At 61.5% G+C, this 24103-nt stretch carries 25 protein-coding genes; 9 read left to right on the forward strand and 16 right to left on the reverse strand.

The features are described 5' to 3' along the window. Positions 1 to 100 precede the first annotated feature (100 nt). Positions 101 to 1021 carry a LysR substrate-binding domain-containing protein gene (locus J2W17_RS11395; RefSeq protein WP_307333610.1) on the forward strand — a complete coding sequence of 307 codons (921 nt, stop codon included), beginning with the start codon at positions 101 to 103 and terminating at the stop codon, positions 1019 to 1021. On the opposite strand, the gene J2W17_RS11400 is transcribed toward J2W17_RS11395, so the two are convergent. The 3 genes from J2W17_RS11400 to J2W17_RS11410 all read right to left on the reverse strand — a co-directional run bounded on the left by J2W17_RS11400 (position 942) and on the right by J2W17_RS11410 (position 3517). Further along, a complete protein-coding gene (locus tag J2W17_RS11400; protein WP_307333614.1) occupies positions 942 to 1538 on the reverse strand; it encodes a DinB family protein in 597 nt (198 codons plus the stop codon). The two genes, J2W17_RS11395 and J2W17_RS11400, sit on opposite strands and share 80 nt — an antisense overlap. A gap of 103 nt (positions 1539 to 1641) precedes the next feature. Continuing rightward, positions 1642 to 2430 (reverse strand): SDR family oxidoreductase, encoded by a 789-nt coding sequence (locus tag J2W17_RS11405; RefSeq protein WP_307333616.1) that lies wholly within the window; start codon positions 2428 to 2430, stop codon positions 1642 to 1644. Between the two features lie 148 nt (positions 2431 to 2578). After that, a complete protein-coding gene (locus tag J2W17_RS11410; protein ID WP_307333618.1) occupies positions 2579 to 3517 on the reverse strand; it encodes a cyclase family protein in 939 nt (312 codons plus the stop codon). A gap of 314 nt (positions 3518 to 3831) precedes the next feature. On the opposite strand from J2W17_RS11410, the gene J2W17_RS11415 reads away from it, so the two are divergent. Together J2W17_RS11415 and J2W17_RS11420 are read left to right on the forward strand one after the other, a co-directional pair. After that, on the forward strand, positions 3832 to 4836 hold the full coding sequence (locus tag J2W17_RS11415; RefSeq protein WP_307333620.1) for a GlxA family transcriptional regulator: 1005 nt from the start codon (positions 3832 to 3834) through the stop codon (positions 4834 to 4836). 156 nt (positions 4837 to 4992) lie between these two features. Continuing rightward, positions 4993 to 5310 (forward strand): DUF2388 domain-containing protein, encoded by a 318-nt coding sequence (locus tag J2W17_RS11420; protein WP_307333622.1) that lies wholly within the window; start codon positions 4993 to 4995, stop codon positions 5308 to 5310. 82 nt (positions 5311 to 5392) lie between these two features. Here J2W17_RS11420 and J2W17_RS11425 read toward each other — a convergent pair whose 3' ends face one another. Both J2W17_RS11425 and J2W17_RS11430 read right to left on the reverse strand, forming a co-directional pair. Then, positions 5393 to 6322, reverse strand: coding sequence for a pyridoxal-phosphate dependent enzyme (locus J2W17_RS11425; protein WP_307333624.1), 930 nt, complete (start codon positions 6320 to 6322; stop codon positions 5393 to 5395). Positions 6323 to 6425: 103 nt separating this feature from the next. Then, on the reverse strand, positions 6426 to 7217 hold the full coding sequence (locus tag J2W17_RS11430) for an SDR family NAD(P)-dependent oxidoreductase (protein WP_307333626.1): 792 nt from the start codon (positions 7215 to 7217) through the stop codon (positions 6426 to 6428). A 125-nt stretch (positions 7218 to 7342) separates the two neighbouring features. On the opposite strand from J2W17_RS11430, the gene J2W17_RS11435 reads away from it, so the two are divergent. Both J2W17_RS11435 and J2W17_RS11440 read left to right on the forward strand, forming a co-directional pair. Then, on the forward strand, positions 7343 to 8290 hold the full coding sequence (locus tag J2W17_RS11435; protein WP_307333628.1) for a GlxA family transcriptional regulator: 948 nt from the start codon (positions 7343 to 7345) through the stop codon (positions 8288 to 8290). A 63-nt stretch (positions 8291 to 8353) separates the two neighbouring features. Further along, positions 8354 to 9013, forward strand: a complete 660-nt coding sequence (locus tag J2W17_RS11440; protein WP_307333630.1) for a methyltransferase family protein — start codon at positions 8354 to 8356, stop codon at positions 9011 to 9013. Between the two features lie 41 nt (positions 9014 to 9054). On the opposite strand, the gene J2W17_RS11445 is transcribed toward J2W17_RS11440, so the two are convergent. The 5 genes from J2W17_RS11445 to J2W17_RS11465 all read right to left on the reverse strand — a co-directional run bounded on the left by J2W17_RS11445 (position 9055) and on the right by J2W17_RS11465 (position 12172). Further along, a complete protein-coding gene (locus J2W17_RS11445) occupies positions 9055 to 9723 on the reverse strand; it encodes an HAD-IA family hydrolase (protein ID WP_307333632.1) in 669 nt (222 codons plus the stop codon). Between the two features lie 137 nt (positions 9724 to 9860). Beyond that, positions 9861 to 10268, reverse strand: coding sequence for a response regulator (locus J2W17_RS11450; RefSeq protein ID WP_307333634.1), 408 nt, complete (start codon positions 10266 to 10268; stop codon positions 9861 to 9863). Between the two features lie 158 nt (positions 10269 to 10426). Next, positions 10427 to 10708 carry a pentapeptide MXKDX repeat protein gene (locus J2W17_RS11455; RefSeq protein ID WP_307333637.1) on the reverse strand — a complete coding sequence of 94 codons (282 nt, stop codon included), beginning with the start codon at positions 10706 to 10708 and terminating at the stop codon, positions 10427 to 10429. A 73-nt stretch (positions 10709 to 10781) separates the two neighbouring features. Next, on the reverse strand, positions 10782 to 11567 hold the full coding sequence (locus J2W17_RS11460; protein ID WP_307333638.1) for a molybdopterin-dependent oxidoreductase: 786 nt from the start codon (positions 11565 to 11567) through the stop codon (positions 10782 to 10784). Continuing rightward, the gene (locus J2W17_RS11465) at positions 11564 to 12172 is read right to left on the reverse strand and encodes a cytochrome b/b6 domain-containing protein (protein WP_307333640.1); all 609 of its coding nucleotides are present in this window, start codon (positions 12170 to 12172) and stop codon (positions 11564 to 11566) included. Before J2W17_RS11465 ends, J2W17_RS11460 begins: the two co-directional genes overlap by 4 nt. Before the next feature lie 255 nt (positions 12173 to 12427). Between J2W17_RS11465 and J2W17_RS11470 the strand changes: the two genes are divergently transcribed. Further along, the gene (locus J2W17_RS11470; protein ID WP_307333642.1) at positions 12428 to 13369 is read left to right on the forward strand and encodes a class I SAM-dependent methyltransferase; all 942 of its coding nucleotides are present in this window, start codon (positions 12428 to 12430) and stop codon (positions 13367 to 13369) included. A 141-nt stretch (positions 13370 to 13510) separates the two neighbouring features. Here J2W17_RS11470 and J2W17_RS11475 read toward each other — a convergent pair whose 3' ends face one another. Further along, entirely contained in the window at positions 13511 to 14284 is a 774-nt protein-coding gene (locus J2W17_RS11475; protein WP_307333645.1) for a helix-turn-helix transcriptional regulator, read from the reverse strand. A 111-nt stretch (positions 14285 to 14395) separates the two neighbouring features. On the opposite strand from J2W17_RS11475, the gene J2W17_RS11480 reads away from it, so the two are divergent. Then, positions 14396 to 15499, forward strand: coding sequence for an extracellular solute-binding protein (locus tag J2W17_RS11480; RefSeq protein ID WP_307333647.1), 1104 nt, complete (start codon positions 14396 to 14398; stop codon positions 15497 to 15499). A gap of 158 nt (positions 15500 to 15657) precedes the next feature. Beyond that, on the forward strand, positions 15658 to 16776 hold the full coding sequence (locus J2W17_RS11485; protein ID WP_307333649.1) for a DmpA family aminopeptidase: 1119 nt from the start codon (positions 15658 to 15660) through the stop codon (positions 16774 to 16776). A gap of 321 nt (positions 16777 to 17097) precedes the next feature. On the opposite strand, the gene J2W17_RS11490 is transcribed toward J2W17_RS11485, so the two are convergent. The 5 genes from J2W17_RS11490 to J2W17_RS11510 all read right to left on the reverse strand — a co-directional run bounded on the left by J2W17_RS11490 (position 17098) and on the right by J2W17_RS11510 (position 23081). Beyond that, positions 17098 to 17778: a GNAT family N-acetyltransferase gene (locus J2W17_RS11490; protein WP_307333651.1), complete on the reverse strand. Its 681-nt coding sequence runs from the start codon at positions 17776 to 17778 to the stop codon at positions 17098 to 17100. 550 nt (positions 17779 to 18328) lie between these two features. Continuing rightward, a complete protein-coding gene (locus tag J2W17_RS11495) occupies positions 18329 to 20818 on the reverse strand; it encodes a TonB-dependent siderophore receptor (RefSeq protein WP_373459975.1) in 2490 nt (829 codons plus the stop codon). Positions 20819 to 20937: 119 nt separating this feature from the next. Continuing rightward, on the reverse strand, positions 20938 to 21891 hold the full coding sequence (locus J2W17_RS11500; RefSeq protein ID WP_307333653.1) for a FecR domain-containing protein: 954 nt from the start codon (positions 21889 to 21891) through the stop codon (positions 20938 to 20940). 3 nt (positions 21892 to 21894) lie between these two features. Continuing rightward, a complete protein-coding gene (locus J2W17_RS11505) occupies positions 21895 to 22404 on the reverse strand; it encodes a sigma-70 family RNA polymerase sigma factor (RefSeq protein WP_307333655.1) in 510 nt (169 codons plus the stop codon). A 107-nt stretch (positions 22405 to 22511) separates the two neighbouring features. Further along, positions 22512 to 23081 (reverse strand): YceI family protein, encoded by a 570-nt coding sequence (locus tag J2W17_RS11510; RefSeq protein ID WP_307333657.1) that lies wholly within the window; start codon positions 23079 to 23081, stop codon positions 22512 to 22514. A 204-nt stretch (positions 23082 to 23285) separates the two neighbouring features. Between J2W17_RS11510 and J2W17_RS11515 the strand changes: the two genes are divergently transcribed. Further along, the gene (locus tag J2W17_RS11515; RefSeq protein ID WP_307333659.1) at positions 23286 to 24041 is read left to right on the forward strand and encodes an SDR family oxidoreductase; all 756 of its coding nucleotides are present in this window, start codon (positions 23286 to 23288) and stop codon (positions 24039 to 24041) included. Positions 24042 to 24103: the final 62 nt, after the last annotated feature.

Raw genomic sequence — 24103 nt, forward strand, 5'->3', positions numbered from 1 at the left:
AAGCCGGTCTCTCTCCCACAGCCCCCCCCTCGCCACAGCAAGCCCTCACAGGGGATTGGTGCTTTACTGAAAGATCCCAAGCCCCACCGAGCCCCCCACCATGAACCGCAACGACCTGCGCCGCGTGGACATGAACCTGCTGGTGATTTTCGAAACCCTGATGTTCGAAAAAAACCTCACCCGCGCCGGGGAAAAGCTGTTCCTCGGCCAGCCCGCCGTCAGTGCCTCGCTGGCCAAGCTGCGGGATCTGTTCGACGATCCGCTGCTGGTGCGCAACGGTCGGGTGCTGGAGCCGACTCAGCGCGCGCTGCAGATTCTCAAGGAGTTGCAGCCGGCGATGGACACCATTTCCGGCGCGGTCAGCCGGGCCAAGGATTTCGACCCGTCCACCAGCCGCGATGTGTTTCGCATCGGTTTGTCCGACGACGCCGAGTTCGGGTTGTTTCCGCCGCTGCTCAAGCAGATTCGCGAGGAGGCGCAGAACGTGGTGGTGGTGGTGCGCCGGGTGAATTTCCTGTTGATGTCGTCGATGCTCGCCACCGGGGAGATTTCCGTCGGGATCAGCTACACCACGGAGCTGCCGGCCAACGCCAAGCGCAAGAAGCTGCGGGACCTGAGCGTGAAGATCCTGCGCGGCGACAGCCGTCCCGGCACCCTGACCCTGGATGACTATTGTGAACGGCCGCACGCGCTGGTGTCGTTTTCCGGGGATCTGACCGGGGCCATCGACAACGACCTGGCCCGTATCGGTCGGTCGCGCCGGGTGGTGCTGGCGGTGCCGCAGTTTGCCGGCCTGCGTGCATTGCTCGCAGGCACCGACATGCTCGCCACGGTGCCGGACTACGCCGCCTGCGCGTTGATCGAGGGCAGCAGCCAGTTGCGGGCCGACGACCCGCCGTTCGAGATCACCCTGTCCGAACTGTCCATGGTCTGGAACGGGGTCAACGATAACGATCCGGCAGAACGCTGGTTGCGCTCGAAAATTGTACAGCACATGGCCGCGCCATCGCCGGCGCAGTAAACGAGCGCATGGGCGCCGGTTCGTACTCGCGCAGGTACACCGGCATGTCCGTGACCGGTGGCATGGCCGGAATCTCGAAATACATCTGCACCACCCAGCCGCGGTGATAACTGGCGTGATTGACCACGTGCAGCAGCATCGCACCGGCACTCATGGTGCCGCTTTCGCCCGAGACAAAACTGAACTCGACGGGTTGATCCAGGGATTCATCGGTCTGCCGTTCGCTCCAGTCGCAGTACCAGTGATCGATGGCCTTCTGCGCCACGCGCAGCTCGGCCAGATCGGGATGCAGCAGATCGTGTGAGGTCTTGAAGCCGTGCCCTCGGCCTTCGAGGTGGGCCTGCCAGATGCAGTCCACGACGTAGATGTGGTTCAGGGTGCCGATCATGTTCTTGAATACCGAGACCCGATCTTTATTCACCTCACCCGGCGGCAGGGACGCCAGGCTGTCGAAGAGGCGTTGATCGGCCCAGCGTTTGTAATCGGCAAGCATGCGGGCAGTGCGTGCGTTGATCATCGGAGGTCTCCCACTTCAATGGGCGCACTGCCAAGCATAGCCCTCATCGACGAACGGCATCGCAGTCGCTGATCATCGGTACACCATGATCGGGCCAGGAAGATCAGAAAGTTCCGGGGTAACTGCCGCCATCCAGCAACAGGTTTTGCCCGGTGAGGAAACCGGCGTGGGCGCTGCAGATGAACGCGCAATAGGCGCCGAACTCATCGGGCTGGCCGAAGCGCTGGGCCGGAACCTGTTTGCGCCGCTGTTCGCCGATGCTGTCGACGCTGGTGCCATTGGCGTCGGCGGCGGCGCTCAGGGTCTTGTGCAGGCGCTCGGTGTCGAACGGCCCCGGCAGCAAGTTGTTGATGGTCACGTTGTTGCCCGCCAGCCGGGACTGGCGCGCGAGCCCGGCGATGAAACCGGTCAGGCCGCTGCGGGCGCCATTGGACAGGCCCAGCACATCGATCGGCGCCTTCACCGCGCCGGACGTGATATTGACGATGCGCCCGAAACCGCGCTCGGCCATGCCGTCGACGCAGGCCTTGATCAGCTCGATGGGCGTCAGCATGTTGGCATCCAGCGCCTTCAGCCAGTCTTCACGCTGCCAGTCGCGGAAGTCGCCCGGCGGCGGTCCGCCTGCGTTATTGACCAGGATGTCGACCTGCGCACAGGCGGTCAATACCTGCTCGCGCACCGCTTGCTCGCTGATGTCTCCTGCCACCGTGCGCACTTCGATGCCCGGTGCCAGTTGGCGCAATTCGTCTGCCGCCGCCTGCAAGGTTTCGTTGCCCCGGGCATTGATCACCAGGTTGACGCCCTCCTTCGCCAAGGCCCGCGCACAGGCCAGCCCCAGCCCCTTGCTGGCGGCACAGACGATCGCCCAGCGTCCCGTTATTCCCAATTCCATGACCCTGCTCCTGTTGGTTGTGAGCGAATAAAATCCTCGTGCATTTTTACGTTACCACTGTCTGGCATGCTCTAACGATGGATCAATGCCCGCTGGTGATCTCCCCTGTGGGAGCGAGACCGGCCAAAACCACTCATTTGCAGGGGTCTCAGCGAATCGCCACCGGGTTGATATTGACCTGGGTCGATCCTTTGTACAGCGGCTGTCCGAGCACGAACATGAACTCCCAGGCCTTGTCCCGCACCAGCGCACGGCTATCGATCAACTCAAGGTTGTAGATGCCGTTTTTCGCCAGCATGAACTGATTGATCGGAAACTCCTGGCCGTCTGTGCCCGGGTAGATTTCCGAGGCCCAGGTATCGCCGCCGAACGCGACGATCTGTTTGTCCGCCAGCCACTTGGCTGCCGCCATGCCGATGCCCGGTTCCACGGCGAGGAATTTCTCGTTGTCCTTGCCCAGCAACTCCAGCCAGCCGGTGTTGAACAGCACCACATCGCCTTTCTGGATGGTGATGCCCTGCAGGTCCAGGGCTTTCTGGAGGTCGGCGACGCTGAACTCGGTTTTCTCCGGCACGATGGCGCTGCCGTACACCGCTGTCATGTCCAGAACCACGCCGCGGGTGACGATCGGCGGGACTTTTTCGATGCCGAGTTTCTGCACCCCTTCCACGGTCACGAAGTCCGCGGCGCGGTTGCCGTTGTAATAGACGTTATCGATTCCGATGTGGCCGATGCCGTTGAGTTGAGTGCCGACGCCGGTCCAGCCCACCACCAGTTCATCGTTGAAGGTGAATTTGTTCGGGCCCATGGTGGTGCCGCCGGCTTCGCCGGGCTGGATGTTGGTCAGGTGAAAACTGCGATGGCGGAAGGCCGGCAGGTTTTTATCGATGGGCACAGCCAAAGGGTAGGTTTTGCCGGTCTTGATCAGTTTCGCGGCGTTGAGCACCGACTCGGCGTTCAACAGATTCAGCGCGCCGATCTCATCCTTGGCACCGTATTTCGACGCAAACCAATTTTCCGCGTCCGCGGCGTGGGCGGCATTGAGGGTGAATAACAGGGCAAACGGCAGTACCAATCGATTGAGCATGGGGAGTCCTTGTCTGATTGCAGTGAACCCAAGGTACGCAGCCCTGCGGTGGGGAAACAGACGGGTACGGGTAATACAATTGTTCTGGATTGGCACGAGTAGCCCCCTGTAGGAGCTGGCTTGCCAGCGAAGGTTGGTCTATCAGCCAATACATGTGTCGCCTGACACGCCGCCTTCGCTGGCAAGCCAGCTCCTACAAGGGATCGCGTAACCGGGCGGTCATTTTGTCGTTTGCAGGTTGAACTCTGCCGGCCTGAATGACATAAACCCCGGAAATCCGGCCGCTTGATTCGGCGTTGCAAAAATAGAAACCCATGAACGAAATCACCCGAACACCCTCCCCCGATCAACCGCGTTCAATCATATTCATCGCCTACCCCGAGATGGGCCTGCTCGATTTGACCGGGGCTCAAACCGTGTTCTGGGCCGCCTCCAAGGCCATGTCCAAACGCGGTTTACCGGGTTACGAGCGCCATACGGCGAGCCTCGACGGCGGCTTGATCCAGACGGCGGAAGGCCTTGCCGTCGACACCTTGGCCTTGAGCGATTTCACCGATCAGCCGATCGACACGCTGATCGTGCCCGGCGCACCGAACATTCGTCAGGCCATGAATGAATCATTGGAACTGGTCGCCTGGCTGCAAGCCGCATCGGCCAAGGCCCGACGCACCGCCTCGGTGTGCAGTGGCGCCTTCCTGCTGGCGCAGGCCGGCTTGCTCGACGGTCGACGCGCCGCCACCCACTGGCTGCTGTGCGACATGCTCAAGCAGGGCTTCCCGTCGATTGAAGTCGACAGCGACGCGATCTTCATCCAGCAAGGTTCGGTGTGGACGTCGGCGGGCGTCAGCGCCGGCATCGATCTGGCGCTGGCCCTGGTCGAAGCCGACTGCGGGCGTGAAGTGGCGCTGGAAGTGGCCCGGGAGCTGGTGGTGTTCCTCAAGCGCCCCGGCGGCCAGGCCCAGTACAGCCAATTGCTGCAAGCGCAAACCGGGGACAGTGCGGCCTTCGACCACCTGCACTTGTGGGTTGCGCAGAACCTCAATCATGAAAATCTTACGGTGGAAGTGCTGGCCCAACAGGTGCAGATGAGCCCGCGCAACTTTGCCCGGGTCTACAAACTCAAGACCGGCCGCACCCCGGCCAAAGCGGTCGAAGTGATGCGCCTGGAGGCTGCCCGGCGCTTGCTGGAGGATTCCGAGCGTAATATCGATCAGATCGCCCGGTTGTGCGGGTTTGGGGATGAGGAGCGGATGCGCTTTACCTTTCAGCGCAATCTCAGTATCTCGCCACGGGATTATCGCAAGCGGTTTTCGCGATGACTTGATGTGAAAATCAAGAGTGGCGGGGCAAAACTGGCGGATCCGCGTTTATTGGTCGAAGTGATAGTTTGTGCGGCAAGGAACTACTGAGTGCCATCAGGCATCTTAAGGTATGTAGCACTTCCTTTACGCTTCATGCTTTCGGAGGACTCCGTCATGCGCCGTCTGCTTCTCATTTCTTCGCTAGTGCTTTGCTTGCCCGTCGGTTCGGCCCTGGCCGATGTCGATGCAGGTGATGTCGCTACTTCGGCGGGTCTTTCCGCGTCGCTGTATTCGACCTTCAAGGATGACAAAATGATGATTCCCGCCCGGGATGACGCCTCCAGTTTCGTGGCCAGTGGCGGCACGATTCGCGGGGTTTACCTGGAGTCGGTATTGCAACAGGTTCGCCAGAACAATCCTGGCCTGAAGGCTAGCGATGAAGACCTGGCAAGAGCCATTCTGGTTCAGCAAGGCACGCCTGCCGGCCAATAGACCGTAGGTCAATCAAAACTGAAAAGTAGCGGTAGGGCTGGTGCTGATTCAATAGCGTTTCCGGCCCTGCCTTCGCGCTACGCTAATTTACGCTCATGCCGGACAGACGCGCCCATCCGGCAACCATCTGTACACTGATATTCACCCCGCCACAGACCACGATCACTACGTCCCGGGCGTCGGCAATGGCCGGATGGTCCAGGTAGCCGATCGCCAGCGACACCCCGCACGCCGGCTCGACCAGGTGCCGCAGGTCATTGGCATAACGCACTACCCCCATGATCGCTTCGTCATCGCTGAGCACCACGCATTCGTAGGTAAAATCGAGGATGTGCTGCACTGGCCAGGCGGCCACTTGCGCCGCGCCAAGCGAGGTGGCGACTGAGTCGATGCGCGTCAATCGCACTGGATGCCCGGCAGCAAGCGCCGCCGAAAAAGAAGCGGCGCCCTGGGTTTCGCAGGCGACGATCCTGCAGTCCATTCGGCCATGGCGGATCAAGCCAGTGAGGATTCCCGCCAGCAAGCCACCGCCGCCGACCGACGTCACCAGGGTATCGACCTGAGGGCAGTCCTCGAGGATTTCATCGATCATGCTGCTGTGCCCCTCCCACAACACCGGATGATCGAAGGCCGGCACATACTCGGTGCGGGCGCCCTGTGCCAGCGCCATGGCCTTTTGATTGGCATCGTCCCAGACCTTGCCATGCACGATCACCTCGGCACCGGTGTTGCGGATTCTGGCGCGGGTGGTTTCCGGGGTGGTATGCGGCACTACGATGCAGGCTTTCAGGCCCAGGCTGGCGGCGGCCACGGCCGTGGCGAACCCGGCGTTGCCAGCGGAGGGGCAAACCACTTTGCGCTTGCCCTGCGCCTTCGCCTGGGTACACAACAGCCCCATGCCGCGCAGCTTGAACGAACCGCTGGGTTGCAGGTTTTCCAGTTTGAGCCAGATGCGTCGGGTCGGGGTCGACAGGCCTGGGTGCAGAATCAAGGGTGTTCTGATGTGAAGCATGGCGGCTCCTTTGACACGCCACCGGCTCTTTGATCGTTTCAACGAGCCAAGGGTGAACGCTCATTACCCCAGCTTAGTTCACCCCGCTCCCGGAATTGCCGCCTCAGCGATAACGCGATGCCGCCGTGGAGTTGCCGAACAACCCGGACAGCGTTTTGCGCTGGCTTTCATAATGGTCCCACTGCTCACCGTCGTGCAGGCCGGGAATGGTCACCACCTCCCCTTGGGCCAGGCCCGTCAGGGCGGCGTCGACCATGTCCGCGGCGGACATCACGATTTCCTGCGGCAGGTTTTCCACCGGGTTGCCGGCTTCGCTCCAGAAGTCCGTGGCAGTGGCGCCGGGCAATACCGCCTGGATGCGCACACCTTTGTCGGCCAGCTCGTGATGCATCGACTGGCTCAGGCTCAGGACGAAGGCCTTGGTCCCGCCGTACACGCCATTGAGAATTTCCGGAGCGATGGCCACGATCGAGGCGATGTTGATCACGGTCCCGCTGCCGCGGGCGACGAAGCCGGGTACCACCGCGTAAGCCAGGCGCATCAACGCCGTGACGTTGAGGGTGATCATGTCTTCCATGTCGTCCACCGGGCTGCCCAGCAATGGCATGACGCCGCCGACCCCGGCATTGTTGACCAGCAAGGTGATGCTCGCGTCGTGGCGCAGTATCTCTTCGACCCGCAGCAGGTCGGCTTTGTCCTTCAGGTCGGCGGCCACCACTTCCACTGCGCGGCCGGTCTGGTTGCTGAGCTGATTGGCCAGGGCGTTCAATTTGCTCCGGCTGCGGGCGACCAGAATCAAGTCGAAACCTTGCCGGGCGAGACGCTCGGCGTAGACCGCGCCGATGCCCGAAGAAGCGCCAGTGATCAGTGCGGTGCCTTTGGATGAGAGGGCCATGTCGATTTTCCTTCACAGTGAGACGATAGATTCGCCGGGGTGTGATCCGTTATAAATGGGCTGACGCGCGTCGCAAATGACGTTTAAAGTACGTTTTCCGGACATGACCCTTTGAGGAACTGGCGATGACTTGCGTGGCGTTTGTCGTTTTTGAAGGTTTCCAGTCCATGGCGCTGGCGGCCATGCCGGTGTTCGAATACGCCAACTTCAGCGCCGGCGAAGCGCTGTATGACGTCAGCGTGTTGTCCGAGCACGGCCGCCCGCTACGCGCCTCCGGGGGCCTGAGTGTCGGCACCGAGGCGTTCGATGAGCGGGTGTTCGATACGGTGATCGTGGTCGGCGGCGATGCCATCCTCCAGCAGGCGCCCGAGGGGGTGCTGAATTACCTGCGCGCCAGCGTCAAGACTGCTCGCCGCACGGCATCGATCTGCTCCGGCGCCTTTGTCCTGGCCCAGGCCGGTTTGCTGGACGGTCGACGGGCCACCACCCATTGGGCGTACGCTCGGGACCTGCAAGCGCGGTTCCCGTCGATCAAGGTCGAAGAAGACCGCATCTATGTCATCGACGGTTCGATCTGGACGTCCGCCGGAATGACCGCCGGCATCGACCTGGCGCTGGCCATGGTGGAAAAGGATCACGGCGCCGAACTGGCCCGTTCCGTGGCACAGAAGCTGGTGATGTACCACCGCCGTGCAGGCGGTCAGTCGCAGCACTCGGCACTGCTGGACCTGGAACCGAAATCCGACCGCATCCAGACCGTGCTGGGCTATGCCCGGGAACACCTCGCCGAGGCCTTGTCGGTGGAACGCCTGGCGGAGGTGGCGCGCCTCAGCCCTCGGCAATTCAGTCGGGCCTTTCGCGCCGAGACGGGCCAGTCGCCGGCCAAGGCCATCGAGAACCTGCGCCTGGAAGCCGCTCGCCAATTGCTGGAACGCGGACGGCTGAACCTCGATCAGATCGCCGTCGAGACCGGCTTCAGCGACCGTCGACGCATGCGCGAAGCGTTCCTTCGGGCATTCGGCCAGCCGCCCCAGGTGATCCGGCGCAATGCCCGGACTGACTACGCGGCGTAGGCGCTGCGTGGGCAGCCTGCGGCAGCTTCTACACTGTGTGGTACGCCCCTTGGGAGTTCGATCATGAAAATCTCGGCCAGGCTGGCGTTTTTCGCCATCGTCGTCACCGTCGCCTACCTGGGGCTCGCGGTGTGGGGGATGGGCGGGTTTGCGGCGTTTTTTTCCCATGCGCCGCTGGTGGTCGTGGTGCTGGCAACCCTGGTGATGGCAATCGCCTCGCTGTTCACCGAGGTCAACCTGAGCTCCGGCGAACGTGAGGACCGGGCCAATCGTTGGGTGCTTCCAGCGTTCGGGGTGATTGGACTATTGAGCGGTTTTTTGCCGGCCTATACAGACCGGATCGATGTCTGGACCTTCGGTGGCGAAGGCGTTCGCTGGCTCGGCGCCCTGCTGTTCATCATCGGCGGTGCATTGCGGCTGTGGCCGGTGTTTGTGCTGGGCAAACGCTTCAGTGGGCTGGTGGCGATTCAACCCGGGCATCGCCTGGTCACCGACGGGATCTATCGCACATTGCGCAACCCCAGCTACCTCGGAATGTTGATCACCGCCGTGGGTTGGGCACTGGCGTTTCGCTCGGGCGTCGGCCTGTTTCTGGCGGCGCTGACAATGATTCCGTTGATTGCGCGTATCCATGCTGAAGAAGCGCTGTTGCGTGCGCAGTTCGGTAGCGAATACGAGGCTTATTGCGCCCGGAGCTGGCGGTTGATCCCGGGGATTTATTAGGCACTACAGATCCAGATGTGGTAGCGGGCTTGCTCCCACAGTTAGATCGCGTGCAGGCGGAGATTGCCGTCGGGATCCACTGCGGTGGTCACCCTGTCATAGCTGACCAGTGTCGGATGCACAGTTTCTATCGGATGAACATGGGTCGATGTCATCACCACGAGGTCCGCCCCCGCTGCCTCAGCCGCGAGAATTCCCACCGCAGCGTCCTCGAAAATCAGGCACTCGGTCAGCTCCACACCCAGCCGGCTGGCAGCCAGTCGATAACCTGCAGGATCGGGTTTGCCCGCGCTGACGTCTTCGGCAGTGACCATCACCTCGGGTTCCGGAATCCCCGCCGCGGCCATCCGCCTCCGTGCCAGCGCTTTGGGCGCGGAGGTGACGATGGCCCATTGATTGGCTGGCAATGATTCGAGGAAGCGAGCGGCGTTGGCCACCTCGACTATTCCTTCGACATCTTCGATCTCGGCCTCGGTGATAAACGCCGCTTCAGCCCTGGCATCCACCCCGGGCAGCGCCAAACGATTGATGGTGTCGATGGCACGGGCACCATGGATAGTCGGCAGGAAAGACTCGACATCGACCCCATGGCGCAAGGCCCAGGCAGTCCAGATTCGCTCGGCGGCGGCGATGGAATTGAGGACGGTGCCATCCATGTCGAATAGAAAGGCGCGGTATGAGGTATTGAAGACGGAGTGGTGAGCAGGCAAAGGCAACTTCCTTTTGCAAGGGGCAGGCGGCTATTTCATTCAATGTCCCCCCCTGTAGGAGCTGGCTTGCCAGCGAAGGTGGTGGGTCAGACGACAGATATGTTTATGATAAACCGCCTTCGCTGGCAAGCCAGCTCCTACAGGGTCTTGCGTGAATCCAGGGCATTTTGCACACAATCGAGCAGTTGCCCGAGCGCCCAGGGTTTCTTGATGAACGAAACCTGATGCCGCACCCCAGAGGATTCCGGGGTTTCGAAGCCGGACATGATCATGATCGGCTTGTCCGGCCAGCGATCGCCGAATTGGTTGGCCAGGTCCGCGCCATTGAGTTTGCCTGGCATGGTGATGTCCGTCAGCAATAGACGGACTTCATTGGAGTGCCGCTCCAGATAGACTGATGCGGCGTCTGCACTGGCTTGCGGCTCAACCACAAACCCTTCTTCTTGAAGTATTTCGCAGAGAAACTCCAGGATCAACGGGTCGTCTTCAACCACTAGAATCAACCCGCCAGAATGAGACTGGCCCGCCGTCGATACTGGACTCATGATTGTGCCACTCCCTGATTTCGTAAATGACTTCGCGGTCCGAAATCCGCTGCTTACAGGTATGAGCAGCGGACTCCGAGGAAATTCATTTTTGATACCGGCAACGGCAAAAAATCGAGAGTCCTACACAGGGTAGCCTGTGAGTAACAGCATTCGAACTACTTTGCCATCTCGTCCTTCTTCATGGCGTCTTTGGACATCGCGTCTTTTTTCATAGCGTCCTTGCTCATGGAATCCTTGGACATCTCATCTTTCTTCATCGAGTCCTTAGCCATGGAATCCTTGGACATGCCATCCTTTTTCATCGCGTCTTTGCGCATGGCGTCCTTGGACATCGAATCCTTGCTCATGCTGTCGTTGCTCATGGCATCGGTAGCGAACACGGAAGCGGCGCCCATTGCCAGGCACATCGACAGTACTGCGGTGATTAACACTTTCATGATGAAACTCCTTTGAATCACAGGTTGCGAATGAACGCAGCGTGAGCTGCGAAATAAAAACTGACAGGCGCCGTCAACTGCCACCGAACCAGTTGTAGCCCTGGTCTTCCCAGTAGCCGCCGCTGTAGGTGTTGCTGACGAAAATCGCCTGGATGTGTTTGGGGTTCTTGTAGCCCAGCTTGGTGGGCATGCGCAGCTTCATCGGGAAGCCGTACTCTCTAGGCAGTACCGCGCCGTCGTAGGTCAGCGCCAACAGGGTTTGCGCATGCAGCGCGGTGGCCATATCGATGCTGGTGTAATAGTCGTCCGCGCATTTGAAGCCGACATATCTGGCATCGGTGTCGGCACCGATCCGCTTCAGGAAATCGCTGAACCGCACGCCGCCCCAGCGCCCGATCGCGCTCCAGCCTTCGACGCAAATGTGGCGGGTGATCTGCTCGGTCTGGGCCATCGCGCGCAGCTCTTCAAGGCGCCAGTTGCGCTTGTCGGCGACCAGCCCGGTTACTTCCAGGCGATAACCCTCCTCCTCCACCGTCGGCGCCTCATCGATGCCGTAGAAGGCATTGAAGGGAAACGGCCGGGTGATCATCGACACAGGATAGGTGGGCGCCATCGCGTTGGGGTTGAACAACCAGCCCTGCACCCGATCGTTGAACCGGGACATGGAGGACAAGGCCGTTTCGACGCTGTCGTTGTCGGTCAGGTTGCAGCCGGACAGCATGGCCACGCCGCCAAGGGTCAGGCCGCGCATCAGGAAGTTGCGACGGGAACGATCCTCGATCTGCGGTGCAATTATTTTTCGGGCGTCGGTCAGGATGGACGACTCGTCCAGTCCCGAGCTTTCAATGCGCTTTTTCATACGGGCTCCTTGCGACCGACAATCATGGCCCACAATGTTTTGGGCACCAGTGCGACCATCAGCAGATGCACCGCGACGAATGCCACCAACAACCCCATCGCGATGAAATGCACATGCCGCGCGGCTTCGTAACCGCCCAGCAATTCACGCAGGAGCGGGAATTGCACGGACTTCCACAGCACCAGCCCGGAGATCACCAGCAGCGCGATGTCCACCATCACGAACAGGTACGCCACCCGCTGCACCTGGTTGTAATGACTCAGGTCGGCATGCCCCAACCGTCCGCGCAACGCAGCCCACAGATCATGTAGAACACCTTGGGGCGAGACCGGAAAAAAGCGCCGTTTCAAACGACCGCTGGCGAGGTTGATGATCAGGTAGACGAGACCGTTGATGGCGAGCAACCACATCGCTGCGAAGTGCCATTGCAACGCACCGCCGAGCCAGCCGCCCAAAGTGATCGAGGCTGGAAAACTGAAATCGTAGAGTGGCGAAGCGTTATAGATCCGCCAACCGCTGGTGACCATGACCAGCACCGTCAGCGCATTGAGCCAATGGGTCAGGCGTAGCCAGCGAGGATGGGATGAGGCAGGTAGCGACGACATGATGCGTTCCCGGCGGTTGATCGTTGGAGCCGAGTATGGGAGCCGACAGATCGCCAAATCCTCACGTAAAGTTAAATTAAACGTGATAACTCCCGACGCAGGTATCGCCTGGTTTCGCCCTGACATCGCCATCATCTGACTAAGACGTCGATTGACGGCCAGCTATTTGGTGCACGGTTAAACCCGCGCGCTGTTGGTTCGTTAGCGAGCATTTATGTTTAAAATGCCGCCCCGACCTGTTGCCGACCCTGCCCGATGAACTCTGACGCGCTCTCCACCCTCCACGATCATTTGCTTGAAGCCCTGGCAGCCGCCCCGGAAGAAACCCGCCGGCTGTTCCACGGCCGCGGTCGCTGCTGGCCGGGGCTGGAGCAGTTGACGGTGGACTGGTTGCAGGGCGTGGTGCTGGTGTCGCTGTTCAAGGAACCCGAAGCGGCGCAACTGGAGGCGTTGAAACAGCGGCTGCTGCAACTCACCCGGTCGCCCCAGTGGGCGACATCCGGTGCACACACCTTGGCGCTGCAACATCGTTATCTGCTGCAAAGCACCACCGAGTGGCTACTTGGGGAGGCGATCGAGGACATGGCCATCATCGAAGGCGGCCTGCGTTATCGCGTCGACCTGGGGCGCAAACAGAACACCGGCCTGTTCCTCGACATGCGCTACGGCCGCGACTGGGTGCGGGCCAATGCCCGGGGCAAGCGCGTGTTGAATCTGTTTGCCTACACCTGCGGCTTCTCGGTGGCCGCCATCGAAGGCGGTGCGACCCATGTGGTCAACCTGGACATGTCCAGCCCGGCACTGAGCCGTGGCCGTGACAATCACCGCCTGAACGGACATGACCTGGGAAAGGTGACGTTTCTGGGCCACGACCTGTTCAAGTCCTGGGGCAAGGTGATCGGCAAGGGGCCTTACGACCTGGTGATCATCGATCCGCCGTCCTTCCAGAAAGGCAGTTTTCTACTGACCAAGGACTACCAGCGGGTGTTGCGTCGTCTGCCGGAATTACTCAGCCCGCAGGGCACTGTGCTGGCTTGCATGAACGATCCAGCGTTTGGCGCGGATTTTCTGATCGAGGGCGTAATGCGTGAAGCGCCGAGTTTGCGCTTCGAGCAGCGACTGGAGAACCCGCCGGAGTTTCCGGATGCGGATGTTGAATGCGGGTTGAAGGCGCTGGTGTTCAGGCTCGGGGATTAATCCACAAACACTGTGGGAGCGGGCTTGCCCGCGATGAGGCCGTCAGATCCAACATTCATGTCGGCTGTCACACCGCCATCGCGGCCAAGACCGCTCCCACAGGGGTAGGGAATAGACCTTGACGTTGTGTGCTTTCCAGGTTCAACGCGGCTGCAACACCAACGCAAACAACTCCCCATGCCCGTTCACGTTGAGCTTGTGATAGAGATTGCGCCGATGCACCTTCACCGTTTCCGGAGAGATGCTCAGCTGTTGGGCAATCGCCTTGCTGGAAAACCCTTGGAGAATCAGCCGCGCCGTTTCGATCTCGCGCACCGTCAACCGCGCATCGAAGCGATCCAGCAGACTGGCCAGATCCCCGGCCACGGCCTCGGCAGCCGATCCTTGCGGTGGCAGCAGTTGCAGGTGACGGCGCATCGCCGCCAGCACCCAATCACGCACGCAGATCAGACGGCCCTGCTCCTCGAGACTGAAGCGTGTCGAGCGACCCAGGGACAAACCGAGCACGGCGCCGTCGATGTTGACCATGAACTGCAACTCGTCAGCCCCCACCACCGAGCGAAAGTAGCTCAGGTAGTACTCGCTGTGCTGGAACTGGTCGGGGGCCAGTGATTCGAGGCTGTGCAAGCCGTCGGCGATGCCTGCGCAAGCAGCCTGGTAAAACGGATCGAGCAGGTACATGCCGGCGCTGTAGTCCTTCAGTTCCTCATGCTCGTCGCCGCGGCCCTTGGCGTCGAAGTCAATCAACAGGCGCGGCACTCGCCCCGGCCGCATCACCGCCACCAACGCGTTGTCCAGCGGCACCAACAGGCGCAAGGTGTCGACCAGCGCACGCCAGAACCCGTCCTGGCCCAACACGCCAAAGACCCGCGCCAGCCCCTGGTGCACCGCCAACTCTTTCAGCAACGCGTCCACGCACTACCCCTTTCGAGTAACCCATGATGGGAATGGGTGAGCAACCCGCCTGCCGATACGCTGCAAGCACTTGTTCATCACCGGCCTGCAGCAGGCCAGGAGTGCCGCATCATGAGTCGTCACCGCCCGTATATCAACCTTGGCCTGGGCGCCTGCCTGGGCGTCTCGCTGTCGGCCATGGCCGCCGATGGTCCCACGGTTCACGTGTACAACTGGTATGACTACATCGGGCCCACGACCCTGCAGGATTTCAAGCGTGACACCGGTATCCAGCCGATCTACGACACCTTCGACAGCGCCGAAGTGCTGGAAGGAAAACTGCTCACCAGCCGCAGCGGTTATGACGTGGTGGTGGCCAGCAACTTCAGCCTGCCGACCCTGATCAAGGCCGGCGCCCTGGCGCCGCTGCCGCGCAATCAGCTGCCGGACTTCAAGAACATGGACACCGGGCTATTGGCGAAACTGGCCCACAACGATCCGGGCAACCAGTACGCCGTGCCTTACCTGTGGGGCACCAACGGCATCGGCTACAACATCGACAAGGTCCGCGCCGCTCTGGGTGACAAGGCACCGGTGGATTCCTGGGACCTGGTGTTCAACGAAGACAACCTGGCAAAACTCGGCCAGTGCGGTGTGGCCATGCTCGACTCGCCGTCCGAGATGCTGCCGGTCGCCCTGCACTACCTGGGGCTGCCACCCAACAGCACCAACCCCGAGGACTACAAAAAGGCCGAAGCGCTGCTGCTCAAGCTGCGTCCGCACATCGCCTACTTCAACTCGTCCAAATTCATCAGCGACCTGGCCAACGGCAACGTCTGCGTGGCGGTGGGCTGGTCCGGGGCGATGCTGGAAGCCAAGACCAATGCCGAGCAGGCCAAGAACGGCGTGAAGATCGCCTACAGCTTGCCCAAGGAAGGTGCGCCAGTGTGGTTCGACACCCTGGTGCTGCTCAAGGACGCGCCGCATCCGGAGCAGGGGCTGGCTTTCATCGACTACCTGATGCGCGCCGAAGTCATCGCCCCGGTCAGCGATCACCTGTCCTACCCCAACGGCAACCGCAGCGCGACGCCCCTGGTGGCCGAAGCGACCCGCAACAACCCGGCGGTGTATCCGTCGGCCGAGGCCATGGCCACGCTGTTCACCCTTCAGCCCTTGCCGCCCGCCACCGAGCGCGTGCGGACGCGGATCTGGAGCAAGGTCAAAAACGGTCAGTAGCTCCACCGCAAAAAACCTGTGGGAGCGGGCTTGCCCGCGATGGCGGTGTGTCAGACGACATCAAGGCTGGATTTGGTGGCCTCATCGCGGGCAAGCCCGCTCCCACAGGTACCGCGCTCCACCTAGCCAACTTTTCCTGCCACGAGACGAGAAAACCCATGAAACCACGTGCCCGCGACCTGAACATCCAGTTCGGCCAACTGCAGCCCGGCCCGCTCAACGCCATCACCGATGTGCCCGGCGTACGGGTCGGCCACAGCAACGTCCGAGGACGCACCGCGAACGGCCGCGACATCCTGACCGGTGTCACCGTGATCGAACCGCGCCCTGGTTCAACCAGCCTGCAACCGTGTTTCGCCGGGGTCCATGTGCTCAACGGCAACGGCGACGCCACCGGACTGGAGTGGATTCGCGAGGCCGGCCTGCTGACCAGCCCGATCGCCTTCACCAACACCCACAGCCTGGGCGTGGTGCGCGATGCGCTGATTGTGCTGGACCGTGAGCAGCAGCCGGACGACGGGCGGCTTTACTGGAATATGCCGGTGGTGCTGGAAACCTTCGACGGCCTGCTCAACGACATCAATGGCTTCCATGTGAAACCTGAACACGTCGCTCAAGCCCTGGGTTCGGCGGCGGGCGGGCCGGTGATCGAGGGTGCGGTCGGGGGTGGCAGCGGCATGATCTGTCACGAATTCAAGGGCGGGATCGGCACCGCATCGCGACGCCTTGGCAGTGCCCAGGGCGGCTGGACCGTCGGCGCCATCGTCCAGGCCAACCACGGTATCCGCAACGAATTGCGCGTCGACGGCTACCCGGTCGGGCGCTACATGGAACAGGCCGACTCGCCGTTCCTCAAGGCGTCCCTGCCCCACCCAGGCATCGGCTCGATCGTTGTCTGCCTGGCCACCGATGCGCCGTTGCTGCCGCATCAATGCACACGCCTGGCCCAGCGCGCCAGCCTCGGCCTGGCCCGCACCGGTGGCGGCAACGAAGACCACAGCGGTGACATCTTCATCGCCTTCGCCACCGGCAATCACATGCCGCCGGCCGCCTATGAAAGCAAGCGCGCGCCGACCTGCGACAACCTGAGCATGGTCAACAACGACCACATCAGCGAGTTGTTCCTGGCCGCCACCGAAGCCGTGGAGGAAGCGATCATCAATGCCTTGCTGGCCTCCGACACCGCAGAAGGCAACGGCCATGCCGTGCCGGGTCTGGATGCCGAAACGCTGCTCAACGCGTTGCGTCGAGCTGGCTGGCCAGGTGAACAGCGGTAACCGGATCAAGACTTCTGGATGCCGCAAACAGCTCGAGCCCCGGGATGCACGGCATCCAGATGAATCGCCGGCCCCGGGGTGCCGCGCAAGCGTTTGAAAGCATCGCCTATGCACACCGATCAAAGTGTGGAGCTGGCTTGCCAGCGAAGAGGGCCGACACCAGACCACTCTATTTTGACCGTATTCCAATCCCCTGCTGGTTGGCCGTCAGGCCGCTTTCGCTGGCAAGCCAGCTCCTACACTTTGACCGGGTGCATCCGCAAGATCAGGTCGGCCGTCCGGCCGTCTTCGCGAGCAAGCTCGATCCCACAGTAAACCGGGTTATCCCAATCGCTCGCGCACAAACGCTTGCGCCTTGCGCGTCATCTGATCCAGATGCCGGTCCCGCTGCTTTTCCGCATCAAGCATCGCCCGCTTGCCGTGTTTTTGCAGCAGGTAGGTATGAATCTGCCGCACCTCCAGCGAGCTGTAGATCGAGGCGACATCCAGCAGCCCCATCAAACCTTCACTGCCATGATCGCGAGTGTTCATCAGTACCTGAGTGCCGCGCACGCCCATCACTTGAAAGCCCATCGACTCGAAATACGGCACCTTGGCCACGGCGCAGGTCAACTCGGCATGGGGATAGCGGCCGACCATTTCTCGCAGCATCCGCCGGGCGATGCCCTGGCGCCGATGACTTGCATGCACCGCCATGTACGCCACGCCGCACGCGTCGGGATCATCCTTGACCGGCAGGTACAGCAAAAAGCCGACTACCTTTTCCGGGTCGTCATCATCGGTCGCGACCAGCAACTCCACGGCAATCCCTTTCGTTCCGTTCAAGGCCTCCAGATAGAGATGAACCTCATAGCCGATCGCGTACTGGTAGATGTTGTACAGCAGGTTGCTCGGCGGGATCGCGACCATGCTGATGTCGCTCAGGTAGTCGACGACCATTTGCAGGATCTGGCTGTTGACCGGTTCTGGGCATGGGGATTGGTAATGGGTGATCTGGGGCATTGCGGTGCTGACTCCGGGGGAGGATGCGAAGCGTTGATCGCGCGGCTGCCTATCATAACGTGCCGAGGCGGCTTGTTCGCTAAAGTACCTAGCGCGACGCAATTGTCGTTCCCACGCGCCGCATCAACAGTGTCCCGTCATGTTTCACAGCTCCAGGCTGCAGTTATGATCGATACCAAGGACGAAGGCGTGAGAACGATCAGGAAGGTTGACCGTTCTGCGGGCCGCGGTTGGGGGTTCTCGGTGCTCTAATTGCGCTAGGCGTCGCGCGAATCACTCTCACATTTTGCCTTAATAGAGCTTCTACTATGACCTGCGTTTGGCGTGTTGCTGGAGGCGTTGCGGTATTGGGGGCTGAGGACGGTGGGTCAGGTGATCAAATATTGACTGTGCCGGCCCCATCGCGAGCAAGCTCGCTCCCACAGTGATCAAGGCTGATGCACACATAGAGTGAACAGCACGAAACCCTGTGGGAGCGAGCTTGCTCGCGATGGGGCTCTGAGCAGCACCGCCAATCCGAAGCCTGCCGCCCTCCCCCCGCAGGACCGTTTTACCAGTCGTAAGACATTTCCACCGACGCCACACGCTCCTGTCCGTAGTAGCAACCAAACGAGTAGTTGCAGTCCGACACATACTCGCGATCGAAGATGTTCTGCACATTCAGACGCGTCTGCAACCCTCGCAGGCTGGCGTCCAGTTTGCCCATGTCATAGCTGATGGTGGTGTCGTAGACCACGTAGGACGGCACGTCGAAGGAGTTGGCCGAATCACCCGGTTTGCGCCCGGTGTAGCGGGCACCGGCGCCGAAGGTCAGGCCACTGAGTGCGGCCTGGGTGAAGTGATAGTCCACCCACAGCGCAGCCGATACCGGTGCCTGGGCTTCGTTGCGATTGCCCTGATCGCCGTAGGTGCTCTTGGTGTAGAACGAGTCGATGTAGGTCGCCGCGGCCAGGACGTCAAGGTTGTCGATACTGGATTTGACTTCCAGTTCGACGCCACGGGAGCGCACCTCGCCGTTCTGCGCCTGGTACTGCGGATATTCGGTGTCACCGGTCAGCGCGTTTTTTTGTTTGACCTGGTACACCGACGCGGTAATGAGCGTCTTCTCCAGCGGTTGGTACTTCACTCCCACCTCGTATTGCTCGCCCTCGGTGGGTTCGAAGGCATTGCCGCCGCGTTCGGGGGCGGCGGTGCCCAGGGTCGGCAGAAAGGACTCGGAGTAGCTGATATAAGGTGCCAGGCCGAATTCGGTAACATAGGTCAGGCCCACACGGCCGGTGAATTTGTTGTCGCGCTGGGAGCTGACAGTGCCGGCAAGGATGTCCTTGTTATCGATCTCGGCCCAGTCCTGGCGACCGCCGATGGTCAGGATCCACTGATCCAGCTTGATCTGGTCCTGCAGGTACACCCCCGTCTGACGCAAGGTGTTGTCCCACTGGGTGTCCAGCACCGGGGTCACGCTGCTGCTGTCGTAGTTGTTCTTGCCGTAGAGATCCACCGGCAATACGTTATAGGCATTGAGGCCATCGTACTTGCGGTTGAAGTGGCGATAATCCACGCCCATCAGCGTCGTGTGCTCCAGGGCGCCGGTGTTGAATCTGTATTCCAGGTTGTTATCGAGGGTGTAGGCAATATTGTGCTGGCGCCAGTCGAGTTTGACCCGGTTGGCCTGGGTGAAATCTGTCACGCCTGCATCGTCGGTGACGAAGCTGCGCAGGTAGAAACCCTTGTAACGGTCACGGACGTCGGTGTAGCGCGCAGTGGAGCGGTACTTCAAGTCTTCGCTGAAGCTGTGGCTGAAGTCGTAGCCGAAGATGTACTGATCACGCTTGTAGTCGTTGTAGTGCGAATCGCCGGAGAAAAAGTCGCGGTTGATTCTCTCGCCGGTGGGGCCGCGATCAAGCGAACCGATGCGTGGCAGCGACTGATAATCCTCCAGGCCGTCATCGCGCTGGATCTGCGCCAACAGCGTAAGGGAAGTGTCATCGTTGGGAGCCCAGGTCAGGCTTGGCGCCAGCAACATGCGTTCGCTGTGGGTATGGGCGACCTGCTGATTGCCTTTGTTGGCGACGCCGATAATGCGATAGCTGAACGCCTTTTGATCATCGAGCGGGCCACTGCTGTCGATGGCGCCGTTGACCCGGTTGTAGCTGCCCGCGCCCAGCTTGACCTGGCTGCGCTGTTCAGTTGTCGGACGCTTGGAGACCAGGTTGATCAGCCCACCCGGCTGGTTCTGCCCGTACAGGACCGAGGACGGGCCCTTTAGCACTTCGATGCGTTCCAGGGTGTAGGGGTCGATTTGCGGGGCGCCGCCCAGGCTGCCGGCGTAAGGGATGTAGGCGCCATCGAAATACAGCGGGGTCGGTGCGAAGCCACGGCTGGTGATTTCGTCGGCAATCCCATTGCGGTCGGTGAAGCCGCCGGTGTTCAGCCCGGGCGTGTAGCGCAGGGCCTGGGTCAGGTTGCGAGCGCCCTGGGCGGTGACCTGATCGGCGGTCACCACGTTGATGGCCTGGGGGATTTCCAGGATCGGCGTATCGGTCTTGGTGCCGGTGGCGCTGCGGGTGGCAACGTAACCGTCGACCGGGCCATAGGCCGACTCGATGGCCAGGCCCGAGATACTGGTCACGCCCAGTTGCAGGGTGGCGCCATCGCCGATGATCGGCAGCAGCGAGTAGCTGCCATTGGCCTGACGCACCGCCTGCAGTTTGCTGCCAGCAAGCAATTGTCTCAGACCTGCGTCGACGGTATAGCGACCGCGCAATCCTGCCGATGCCTGGCCAGCGGCATGGGCCGGGTCGAAGGAAACCGTCACGGCGGCAGTCGAGGCGAACCGGGTCAGCGCCGTCGCCAGCGAACCGGCCGGAATGTCGAATGGCACTTCGAGGTCCGTCTGCGCCCAGGCCGGCTGCGCCACTACCGCCATCCCCAACGGGACCGCCAGTGCCATGCCGAGCACTGCGGCCTGCACGGCACGGCTCAAGGGTCGGGCTGAAGCCTTGATTGAAGCGTTTTGCGGAGTGGGGTTGCGAGGGGTCATGCAGTTTCCTTTCGCCCGGTGGCAGTCAATGGCGGCGTCTATGTACGCCTCTACCTACCAAGTCGAATGAGAATCCGAATCAATAACCCCCCGGGGTGAAATTTTATTCGGATAAGCCTTCACGCCGGCTCCACACTCGCCCAATAACGGCTGAAGCGTCGGATGCGCACCGGCAAGGTCGAGGTCAGATTGTCGAGAATGGTGTCGGTATCGCCAAGGTGGAAGGCACCCGAGATGCGCAGTGCAGCGATCGCCGGATCACACCCCAGATGGCCGGTACGGTAACGTTGCAACTCACTGATGAAATCGCTCATCCGCCAGTCGTTGACCACCAGCATGTCGCGAGTCCAGGCGTCCGCCTGCGGGTTGGCCTGCTGCAAGGGACCGACCTCGTCCTGGCGAAAACTCAACTGCTGTCCGGCGTCCACGCGCACGGCTGGGTCAGGCAGGTTGGCACAACGCACCTCGACCGCATGTTCCTGCACACCGACCTGGGTTCGATCCGATTCGCGACGCACGACGAAGCGCGTTCCCAACGCCCGGATGCTGCCGTCTCGAGTGTGCACCACGAACGGCCGCGCCAGCGAGTCGTGCGCCGTTTCAATGGAAATCTCGCCACTGAGCAAGCGCACTTCGCGCAGGTTTTCGCCGTAACGAATGTCCACCGCAGTGGCCGTGTTGAGGTGCAGCTGGCTGCCGTCGCTTAGACGCACGCGGCGCCGCTCGCCGGTGCCGGTACGCTGGTCGGCCATCAAAGTCGGTAGTGGCGTGGTGGTCCAGACCAGGGGCCCTGCCCCGCCCGCCGCCAGCAGGATCGACAAGACCTTGAGCACGTCGCGACGTTTGGCCCGGGCGCTGCTCAATGCCGGTCGAGCGATGCCCGGAGCGACCTGTTCAAAGGTGTCCTGCAGACGAGCCAGTCGCTCCCAGGCCTGCAGATGCCGGGGATCGCGCTCCAGCCAGCGCCGGTGCGCCTCGCGCAGCGCCTCGTCCGGTACCGCGCCACGCAGATCGACATACCAGCGGGCAGCGGCCTCGAGGGTCGCGTGATCCAGGGATTGGGCACGGGCCACCGCTCAGTCCTCGACCAACAGCAAGCAGTGCGTCAGGGCGCGCACTGCATGCTTCTTTACCGTGGTCACGGAAACGCCCAGCCGCCGACCGATTTCCACGTAACTCAAGCCGTCGAGCTGCGCCATGAGGAAAATCTCACGGGTGCGACCACCCAGGCCATCGAGCAGCCTGTCGATTTCCATCAGGGTTTCGATGATCAGGCTGCGGGTTTCAGGCGAGAACGCGACCGGCTCGGGGATCAGCGCGAGGGTTTCCAGGTAGGCCTGCTCTACGGCCCGACGCCGGAACAGGTCGATCATCAGGCTGCGCGCCACCGTGCTCAGGTAGGCGCGCGGTTCGCGCAATTCGGGCGGCCGGCGTTGCGTCAGCACCCGGATGAAGGTGTCCTGTGCCAGGTCCGCCGCATGGTCGACACAGCCGAGTCGCTTGCGCAGCCAGCCGCAGAGCCAGTTGTGATGGTCCTCGTAAAGCGTACGCACGGCGTGTTGCAGCGAGAGGTCGACGGAGGACATGGAAGACGGCCCAGTGGAGTTATTTGATAATGACTCTCATTTTCTTCCAAGCCAGGGTATTTTGGCAAGACCGGGCGGGTCACCCGGTGAGGATGAACACGCTGATCCTACTGCTGTGGCGCCACCATGCGAAACCGGATGTTGATATCGTTGGACACCACCCCATCGGCCCATTCGCCTTCGCCGATATTGAAGTCGCTGCGCTTGACCGTCAGCTGGCCATCGAAGATGCCGATGGCGTCATCGGCCTTGAGCTGTACCGGCACCTGCACCACACGCGTCAGTCCCCTGAGCGTGAGTTGGCCGGTGATCAGGTAGCGGTCGTCACCCAAGGCTTGCACGCTGCTGGATTCAAACGTCGCCACGGGAAAACTCGCCGTGTCGAACCATGCGGGTTTCTGCAACTCTTCATTGGCATCGCTGCTGCCGGCGTCGATGCTGTCGAGATCGATGCTCAATGCAGCGTGGGCGGCAGCCAGGTTTTGCGTGTCGAAATAGAGGGTGGCCTGGAACCTGCCAAAGGTGCCATAAGCCCGCGAGGTGAACTGCTTATAGGTGAAGGAAATGGTGCTGGCGGTTGCATTCACCTGGGTGTATTCGGCAGCCTCGACGCAGGACAAGCCAGCGAACGCGAGCGCGGCAACCAAGGCTGAGGGAGGTGAAAATCGAGGGTTCATGGGATTCTCCCGTCAGGGCTCGCTGCTGCGTTGGGGCGCTGCGCACAGGGGCCAGCCACAGGTGGACTAAAGCAAAGAACCGCGGTTTATTCCACCTGGAGCACGGACTTCCGACCACCTGTCGGTCCGCGCATGGGTGCGCCCGACGTTCCCGCCGAGCGGGTGTTTAATGAATGCAGCACCCAACGCAACGGACAACCGACCATGAAAATCGTCGTCATCGGCGGCACCGGCCTGATCGGCAGCCAGCTGTGCAAAAACCTGCAGGCGCTGGGGCATGAAACCCTGGCGGCGTCACCCAGTACCGGTGTCAACATCATCAATGGCGAAGGCCTGCTCGACGCACTGAACGAAGCCGACGTGGTGGTCGATGTGGCCAACTCACCCTCATTCGAAGACCACGCGGCGCTGCACTTTTTCGAAACGGCCGGGAAGAATTTGTTGGCGGCGGAGAAAGTCAACGGCGTCAAACACCATGTTGCGTTGGGCGTCATCGGCACCGAACGAATGCTCGACAGCGGCTACTTCCGGGCAAAAATGGCCCAGGAAAAACTCATCAAGGCATCGGGTATTCCCTACACCATTCTGCGGGCCACGCAGTTCTTCGAGTTCATCAGTGCCATAGCCTTCTCGGGGCGCGAGGACGGCGACACCATTCACCTGACTTCCTCCGCGTTGCAACCGGTGGCGTCGATCGATGTGGCGGCCGCACTGACCGACATCGCCTTGAAAATGCCAAGCAACCAGACTGTAGAGGTGGCCGGCCCCGAGCGCCGGCCGCTGGTGGAGTTCGTGCGGGACTACCTGCAGCACATCAAGGATCCACGCCAGGCGGTTTCGGACGACACGGTTCCGTACTTCGGTGCGCCGGTCAACGACCAGTCGCTGACGCCAGGGAATAACCCGATCCTGGGTGCGACTCGGTTTGAAAGCTGGCTCAAGAACACCGCGCATGCCTGATTCTGAGCATCCCGCTGTGGGAGCGGCGGTGCGACGATTCGACTTGCTCGCGAAGAGGCCGG

This window comes from Pseudomonas lini (genome assembly GCF_030812475.1).
Taxonomy (GTDB): Bacteria; Pseudomonadota; Gammaproteobacteria; order Pseudomonadales; family Pseudomonadaceae; genus Aquipseudomonas; species Aquipseudomonas lini_A.

Excerpts from the sequence above, each read along its gene's own strand:
- J2W17_RS11455 (WP_307333637.1), bottom strand. The coding sequence starts at position 10,708 with ATGAAAGTGTTAATCACCGCAGTACTGTCGATGTGCCTGGCAATGGGC.
- J2W17_RS11510 (WP_307333657.1), bottom strand. The coding sequence starts at position 23,081 with ATGAACCCTCGATTTTCACCTCCCTCAGCCTTGGTTGCCGCGCTCGCG.
- J2W17_RS11460 (WP_307333638.1), bottom strand. The coding sequence starts at position 11,567 with ATGAAAAAGCGCATTGAAAGCTCGGGACTGGACGAGTCGTCCATCCTG.
- J2W17_RS11400 (WP_307333614.1), bottom strand. The coding sequence starts at position 1,538 with ATGATCAACGCACGCACTGCCCGCATGCTTGCCGATTACAAACGCTGG.
- J2W17_RS11415 (WP_307333620.1), top strand. The coding sequence starts at position 3,832 with ATGAACGAAATCACCCGAACACCCTCCCCCGATCAACCGCGTTCAATC.
- J2W17_RS11470 (WP_307333642.1), top strand. The coding sequence starts at position 12,428 with ATGAACTCTGACGCGCTCTCCACCCTCCACGATCATTTGCTTGAAGCC.
- J2W17_RS11485 (WP_307333649.1), top strand. The coding sequence starts at position 15,658 with ATGAAACCACGTGCCCGCGACCTGAACATCCAGTTCGGCCAACTGCAG.
- J2W17_RS11435 (WP_307333628.1), top strand. The coding sequence starts at position 7,343 with ATGACTTGCGTGGCGTTTGTCGTTTTTGAAGGTTTCCAGTCCATGGCG.
- J2W17_RS11440 (WP_307333630.1), top strand. The coding sequence starts at position 8,354 with ATGAAAATCTCGGCCAGGCTGGCGTTTTTCGCCATCGTCGTCACCGTC.
- J2W17_RS11515 (WP_307333659.1), top strand. The coding sequence starts at position 23,286 with ATGAAAATCGTCGTCATCGGCGGCACCGGCCTGATCGGCAGCCAGCTG.
- J2W17_RS11405 (WP_307333616.1), bottom strand. The coding sequence starts at position 2,430 with ATGGAATTGGGAATAACGGGACGCTGGGCGATCGTCTGTGCCGCCAGC.
- J2W17_RS11395 (WP_307333610.1), top strand. The coding sequence starts at position 101 with ATGAACCGCAACGACCTGCGCCGCGTGGACATGAACCTGCTGGTGATT.
- J2W17_RS11450 (WP_307333634.1), bottom strand. The coding sequence starts at position 10,268 with ATGAGTCCAGTATCGACGGCGGGCCAGTCTCATTCTGGCGGGTTGATT.
- J2W17_RS11410 (WP_307333618.1), bottom strand. The coding sequence starts at position 3,517 with ATGCTCAATCGATTGGTACTGCCGTTTGCCCTGTTATTCACCCTCAAT.
- J2W17_RS11495 (WP_373459975.1), bottom strand. The coding sequence starts at position 20,818 with ATGACCCCTCGCAACCCCACTCCGCAAAACGCTTCAATCAAGGCTTCA.
- J2W17_RS11480 (WP_307333647.1), top strand. The coding sequence starts at position 14,396 with ATGAGTCGTCACCGCCCGTATATCAACCTTGGCCTGGGCGCCTGCCTG.
- J2W17_RS11425 (WP_307333624.1), bottom strand. The coding sequence starts at position 6,322 with ATGCTTCACATCAGAACACCCTTGATTCTGCACCCAGGCCTGTCGACC.
- J2W17_RS11505 (WP_307333655.1), bottom strand. The coding sequence starts at position 22,404 with ATGTCCTCCGTCGACCTCTCGCTGCAACACGCCGTGCGTACGCTTTAC.
- J2W17_RS11420 (WP_307333622.1), top strand. The coding sequence starts at position 4,993 with ATGCGCCGTCTGCTTCTCATTTCTTCGCTAGTGCTTTGCTTGCCCGTC.
- J2W17_RS11430 (WP_307333626.1), bottom strand. The coding sequence starts at position 7,217 with ATGGCCCTCTCATCCAAAGGCACCGCACTGATCACTGGCGCTTCTTCG.
- J2W17_RS11465 (WP_307333640.1), bottom strand. The coding sequence starts at position 12,172 with ATGTCGTCGCTACCTGCCTCATCCCATCCTCGCTGGCTACGCCTGACC.
- J2W17_RS11490 (WP_307333651.1), bottom strand. The coding sequence starts at position 17,778 with ATGCCCCAGATCACCCATTACCAATCCCCATGCCCAGAACCGGTCAAC.